General features: G+C 53.5%; 5 protein-coding genes. 3 read left to right on the top strand and 2 right to left on the bottom strand.

Features of this window, described 5'->3' with window-relative positions; genetic code table 11:
- Positions 1 to 7: 7 nt before the first annotated feature.
- On the bottom strand, positions 8 to 1,588 hold the full coding sequence (locus H6F80_RS12900) for a serine/threonine protein kinase (RefSeq protein ID WP_190791952.1): 1,581 nt from the start codon (positions 1,586 to 1,588) through the stop codon (positions 8 to 10).
- Between the two features lie 691 nt (positions 1,589 to 2,279).
- Here H6F80_RS12900 and H6F80_RS12895 point away from each other — a divergent pair.
- From H6F80_RS12895 to H6F80_RS12885, 3 genes are all read left to right on the top strand, one after another.
- Positions 2,280 to 3,623 carry a hypothetical protein gene (locus tag H6F80_RS12895; protein ID WP_190791951.1) on the top strand — a complete coding sequence of 448 codons (1,344 nt, stop codon included), beginning with the start codon at positions 2,280 to 2,282 and terminating at the stop codon, positions 3,621 to 3,623.
- A 136-nt stretch (positions 3,624 to 3,759) separates the two neighbouring features.
- Positions 3,760 to 4,173 carry a hypothetical protein gene (locus H6F80_RS12890; protein ID WP_190791950.1) on the top strand — a complete coding sequence of 138 codons (414 nt, stop codon included), beginning with the start codon at positions 3,760 to 3,762 and terminating at the stop codon, positions 4,171 to 4,173.
- An 87-nt stretch (positions 4,174 to 4,260) separates the two neighbouring features.
- Positions 4,261 to 5,418, top strand: coding sequence for a hypothetical protein (locus tag H6F80_RS12885; protein WP_190791949.1), 1,158 nt, complete (start codon positions 4,261 to 4,263; stop codon positions 5,416 to 5,418).
- 83 nt (positions 5,419 to 5,501) lie between these two features.
- Here the strand turns inward: H6F80_RS12885 and H6F80_RS12880 are convergent.
- On the bottom strand, positions 5,502 to 6,047 hold a 546-nt coding region (locus tag H6F80_RS12880; protein WP_190791948.1), incomplete at its 5' end, for an aminotransferase class I/II-fold pyridoxal phosphate-dependent enzyme.

The following is a 6,047-nucleotide window of genomic DNA, read 5'->3' as shown; positions in this document are numbered from 1 at the left end:
AGTTAGGCTACTGCATCTGGGGGAGTTTTGGAGGTGGGGCAGAGATTCCTTCAGGGGAGCGACCTTGGGGTGGGGGCGGTTCGGCGATCGGTTCACTGGTTGGCTCACTGGGGCGAACGGGCTTTTCGATCGGGGGCGGTTCATCGATCGGCTGGTTGGAATTGGACTCTGGTGCAGGGGAAGGCGGGGCAGGAGACGCTTCGGGAGCAGGTGCAGGAGCTTCTGGCTCGTCAGGTGCAGGCGGTTCTGGAGGATCTGGCGGGGCAGGAGAGGCAGCCGGAGGTTCTGGATCGAGGGATTCGGTTTGGGACTCGATCGGAGATTCGACTGGGGTGGGGCTTGCCTCAGGCGTGGGGCTGGGGCTTGGGGTAGGGCTTGCCTCAGGCTCAGGCGCTTCTGTGGGCAGCGGAGAGACTTCACGCTCAGGGATTTGCTCAGCGGGTTGCTCTTGTGCGGGGATGGGCGCGGTTTCGATCGTCTCAGTTTGTGATGCAGGCGGAGTCCGCAACACCATTGCCAGGGCTGCCACCATTGTGCCCAAGAGGGCTGCCAATCCCACAATTGCCCAAATCATGCCGCTGGAAAGAGATCGACGCGAAGCATTTGCTCTGGGAACCGGAGTTGCAGCCACCGTCGCTGGACGTTTTGGAGCCACTGCAACCGTCGCTGCTGCCGTCGGAGAAGGAGGCTGAACGGGAGGAGCCGCAATTCGTCTGGGAAGGGCTTGCATGGCTGGATGAGATTCTGCCTGACCCGGAGGAAGCAGCTCAGGTACGGCAGCAGGCAGCAGGGCGAGCCACTGATCGATCGTCTCCGGGCGATATTTCACTTCTACTGCCATGCCGCGCATCACGGCTTGATTGACAGTCGTACTCAGTTCCGGGCGCAGTTCCTGGGGCGCAGGCATCGGCTGCCGATCGCGCAACACCGAGGCAACGGGAACCTGAGCCGTCAGCAGGGCATAGAGCGTCGCTGCTAAACCATAGACATCAGTGGCAGGGGTGCGTTTCTCCTGCGAAAAATATTGCTCGATCGGGGCATAGCCTGAGGACAGGAAGCTGGTGTGGGTCTGGGTGCGATCAGCGTTAAACTCGCGGGCAATGCCAAAGTCGATCAAGATGACCTGCTGCGTTCCTTCTTTCAGGATAATGTTGTCGGGTTTGACATCCCGGTGCAGCAGTCCGTTGGCATGAACGAGCCGCAGCGCGTCGCCGATTTGTCGGATGTAGTGAATGGCGATCGGTTCAGGCAGCGGGCGATCGGGAAAGACCACTTCTTGCAGCGTTTGCCCCGGCACATAATCCATTACCAGATAGGGCAGGCCATCTTCGAGAAAGAAATCGTTGACCCGCACGATATTGGTATGCAGGCAAAGTGCCAGCCGCCGAGCTTCATCCTGGAATCTGCGCCGTAGGGCATCAAACTTCTGCGGGTCGGGTTCCGCCAGCCCATTCAGGGTTTTAATCACTACTGTTTGTCCAAGCAGATGATGGGTTGCTCGAAAGGTAATGCCAAATCCGCCGTGCCCGACCACCTGATCGAGCGTGTATTTGCCGCCTTGCAGCCGTTTGCCAAGCAGTGTGTGCATCGCTTCTCTGTGACCTGACTTCCGCTCTACTGTACCAATCGATCGACCCAGACTAAACCGTACCTGTGAAAATCCTAGCTCTTTGCATCCTGGCTTCTACAGCAAAGCAACTTCCTTTTCCGTAAGAGTCTATAAGACATTGAGAGGAAATTGATCAGGCGCTGCTCAATCCTGCGATGAATTCTCCCCTCGACCCTTCAACTCCCAACCCTTCAACTCCTCAATCCTTCACGGGTGCAAAACCTTTCAACGCTCAAAGCCCCCCCGCATTAATTCCTTGAGGGGGCTGCCCAGCGATGTCAAACTCAACGGTTCATACTCTGATGCAGCTGATTCAGCTACGCCTAAGAAACAATAAAAACTTGTGCGCTGATGGTTTTACCTATTTACTTTTTCCGTTGCATGCAGTACAAAGGTACTATCAATAATGTACTGATGTACTACCACCCCTAGGACTGGATCTTACAGCGTAATTTGCACTGCTGCAAAACAGCTATAGAACCTTCGCAGTTTTATTTCGTGGTTTTGTCCTGTTTCTCTTGTCCTGTCTCTTTTGTTTTATTTTTTCAGCGATTTCGATTTAACGCCTTTTGATGACTGGTTTAATTCCCTATTTTTCTCGATCGCCTTTTGACGCTGCCTATTGCCCTGCTCCAACGTTTCCCTCTCCCAAAACTCCTGGATAAAGCTTATGAACGAATTGCAAGCCAAGATTAAAGCGATTCAAACTGAATTGGAATCGATTTGCGCGGATGTGAACAAGCCCCAGTCACGGTTAGTCGCTCTTGTTGAGTTGCCTGATATCGAGGCTCCGCTTGAACCTGCCACTACCGAACCTTTTGCCAATTCAAACCAACCCAAACGCCCCCCAGCGGCTATCTCTGGGTTTAAACCCGCAGCTCAAGCTGAGTTTAAACCTGAGTTCAAACCACCATCACCCGGAGTATCGCTGCCTCATTCTTCGTTACGTTCTCAATTTGCTCCTCCCGATCGTTCTCCCGTTCAGCCTCCTGTTTCTCAAACTCGTGTCCCTCAAACTCGTTTGCAGCAGACGGGTTTATATGAAACTTCGGTGCATCAAACGCAATTACCCAAAATTCAATCTAGCGTTCAATCCAGCGTTCAGGCTGGCGTTCAATCGGTGGCAGGGCAAAGCCATTCTGCCCAAAGCGATTCCGCTCAAAACGATTCTGTGAATGCAAACCGTTTGCAGCAGCCTGCCCAAACCCGTTTATCTGCCCCCATATTATCTGCCCCCATCAAAGATGCTCAGCCGCTGATTCGTCCCGCGCTTCAAGAGCTAAAAGCACAGGCAGAACAGATCAATCAGCTTTCCCAGACCCAGGAAACCGCCCTTCGCAGGCTCCAATCGATCGCTGCCCAAATCGATCGGGAACGGCGCAAAAGTCAGAGCAATGCAAACCCGGGTTCCTCTGAAGCCAGTCGCCCAACCCCAAGGCTATCTCTGCCGTTAGAGCAGCCCATTTCGCTCCCTTATGTTGAAAATCCGCAGGGACAGGTGAAGCTAGCGATGCGTGAATTGTCCCTTCAATCGGCTGAGCCAATGACACTGCAAATTCATGTCCCGATTGAGGCAAGCGATACGGCCGATGAAACTGCACAAATGCTGCGCCAGCGTCAAGAACGTCGCGAAACGCAGTATCAGGAAACGCAATATCAGGAAACGCAGTATCAGGAATTTCCTCCATGCCGCAGGTCTCGCAGACGCTTACCTTTATTAAAACGGCTCCGACGCTGGCTCTTTGCGAATCGATCGCACTCTGAAATCAACGAAGCTGTTCCTTTCATGCTGCACGAAACGCTGACCCTGTTGTTGGGTGCGGCCCTGACTCGTCTGCTGCTGAACCTGCTGCTAGAAGCCATGCCGCTGCTGGTTGTTCCGGTAATGATTTTGCTTGTGATTCCGGCAGCGATCGCCGTTCATCGAACCACAACCGCTCCGCAATTGGGCATTACCTGGGGCTATCGGCTCTGCATCATTTTGCTCGGTTTGCTGATTGGCGGCAGGCTGTAGCTCATGCAAATCAGTTAATGCAAATCAGTTAATGCAAATCATTTCTCTAGAGGTGCTATGAGTCTTGTCTTAATGGGAGCCGGATGGCTCGTGTTTGTTTTGTCTTGTTTCGTCTTGATGGCACGGGAGAACGGCAATGATGAAATCATCTAGTCGCACGAGAACAAGTTCTTCTGTGATCTCCATGCAGGGAATTGTAATTGCTGGCATGGTAATCGGGCTGGCTGCGTTATTAGTGGATGTGCAGCGCGTGGTTCCGTTCGATCGCCTCGCCCAGCGTCCTGAGAATTGTCAGGGAGAAGTCAATGAGAGCGTGGTGATTTCGAGAGAACAGTTAGCTCAGTTTCTGGCAATTTCTGAACGGGATACTAAAGCAAGAGTTGAGCAGGTTTTGCAGGCTCCCTACTGCCAATTACCTGGTCTTGAAATCCGTGCCGGAGCTGCCGCAGAACGTGCCGTCTATCCCCTTGCGTTCGATCCTCAAACCTGGCTGGTTGTCCTATATGAGGGTGACGAATACGCCGGATATCAGTTCCGGTTTCCGCACTAAATTTTTTTCATTCTCGTCTCATTCCTTTTCTCTGTTTCCTCTCTTTCCTCGCATTGATAATCGATCTTTGCTGATGCTCTCTTTGCTATGAAACACCTGACCTATCTACTGCTCTGGCTCTCTGTTCTTACCTTTGGTCATGCGGCTCATGCCACCGAAGCTAATTTTCTGACTGCAACGCCAGCAATCGCAACTTCTGCAACTGAAACTCCCGTAGCTGCGACTCCTGCAACCATCCTGCCTACAAACGGTGGGGATGCTCCGATCGGCGCACAAGATTCGCCAAGCCAAAATCTACCGTCTCCTCCACCGGCGGTAATTCTGAGTGAGGCAATTCCAGCTGAGGCAATTCCAACTGAGGCGACTTTTACAGATGGAAGCACTCCTGCCGATCGCCCCTTGCAAGAAAAACCAGCTCACAAAGATAACGGAGGAGGAATTGCCTTTGATACCTTTGACTCCCCCTTCAAACCTGCGCCGACTGCGGCTGCACCCACCCCGACTGCGCCTGTTTCTCCTGCTACCCCTGCCGCAACTCTAACGGCTGCGCCTGCTCTCAATGCACTCTTTGCCGGAAACGAAAATTCTCTGGTTGCCAAAGCAGTTGGCTCGGCTGAAGGAACCCGCACCCCTGACGGCTCACGTAACCCGGCTTACTATGGTCACACTGATCCGGGTAACGGAGTTTGGAACTTAGGTTCTTTCTCCTACCAGCACGCTGCCACCTCTCCCGAAGATGCAGATGCCAAACAGCTTGCCCGTCTTCGCAAACAGGCAGACCAAATTCTGCAAAAAGCCAGCGACAAAGGACTCGCTCTCACCCTCAGCGAGAAACTCAACGGCATTGACCTGGCAAATCAGGCTCCGCTTGCCGCACTGGGACAGCAGGGCTATGTGGATTGGCTAGCAGTCGCCAAATCAGAAGGGCAACCAGAAGCAGATGCAGTGCTATCTGCACGAGTCCGATCGTTTATTAACCCTCAAACCCAGCGGTGGGATGCACCCGGTTTAGGCAACAACGAGACACGCATCACTCAAGATCAGGCACGACGGATGCAGGCGATCGATCGAGCCATTCTCGCGAATCAGCAGCAGATCGCCCAGATGACTCCGGCAAACTCCGGCGAAGACCAGCTCTTTTCCCAGCAAAGCGAATCACCCTTTACCGGGGTCGCACCCACTGTCGAGAATAAAGCGATCGCCGAAGCCCCTAACACCGACGGCATCCTCAACCTTAACCTCTAAAAACACTGATCAGAAGACATCAGAAACTACTCCCCAACTCCTCATCCCTTATTTCTCATCGCCTCATCCACCCATTCACCCCTCTACCCCACCAACTCCCTCACTCCCCGCACCAATCGCTGCATTCCCTCGATCGTCGTTTCCGGTTGCAGTGCGCCATAGCCAATGCGTAAATAACAGCCGTCGGTTAAACCAAAGGCAATTCCTGGCAACCCTGCCACTTGATAGCCACGAATCAGCCGCTCAACGGCAGTCATGGAATCTAGATCGGTGTGGAGTTTGAGCAAAAAGTAAAAGGCTCCCTTTGCCAGGGGCACGGTGCAAAGATCAGAAACGGTGGACAGTTCTTTGAGGCAGAGCTGCCTCACCTGGGCGATCGCCTGACGCTGCTGCCGACAGTATTCTGCGCCAGTTTGCATCGCACCCCATGCTGCATATTGCGAAATCACCGGGGCACAGATCGCGATCGTGTCCTGGATTTTTTTGACTGCCGTAAACAGGTGCGCGGGAATCACCATATAGCCAATCCGCCAGCTTGCGAAGCCGTAGGACTTCGAGAGGCTAAACAGAGAAATCGTGTAGGATTCGCTATCGGGAATCGATCCGGGAGAAAAGTGAACGGCATCATC

The sequence above is a fragment of the Leptolyngbya sp. FACHB-711 genome (assembly GCF_014695615.1).
Taxonomy (GTDB): domain Bacteria; phylum Cyanobacteriota; class Cyanobacteriia; order Elainellales; family Elainellaceae; genus Leptolyngbya_A.
Note: the sequence above shows the minus strand (reverse complement) of the source record. Positions and strands in the feature narration are given on the sequence as shown.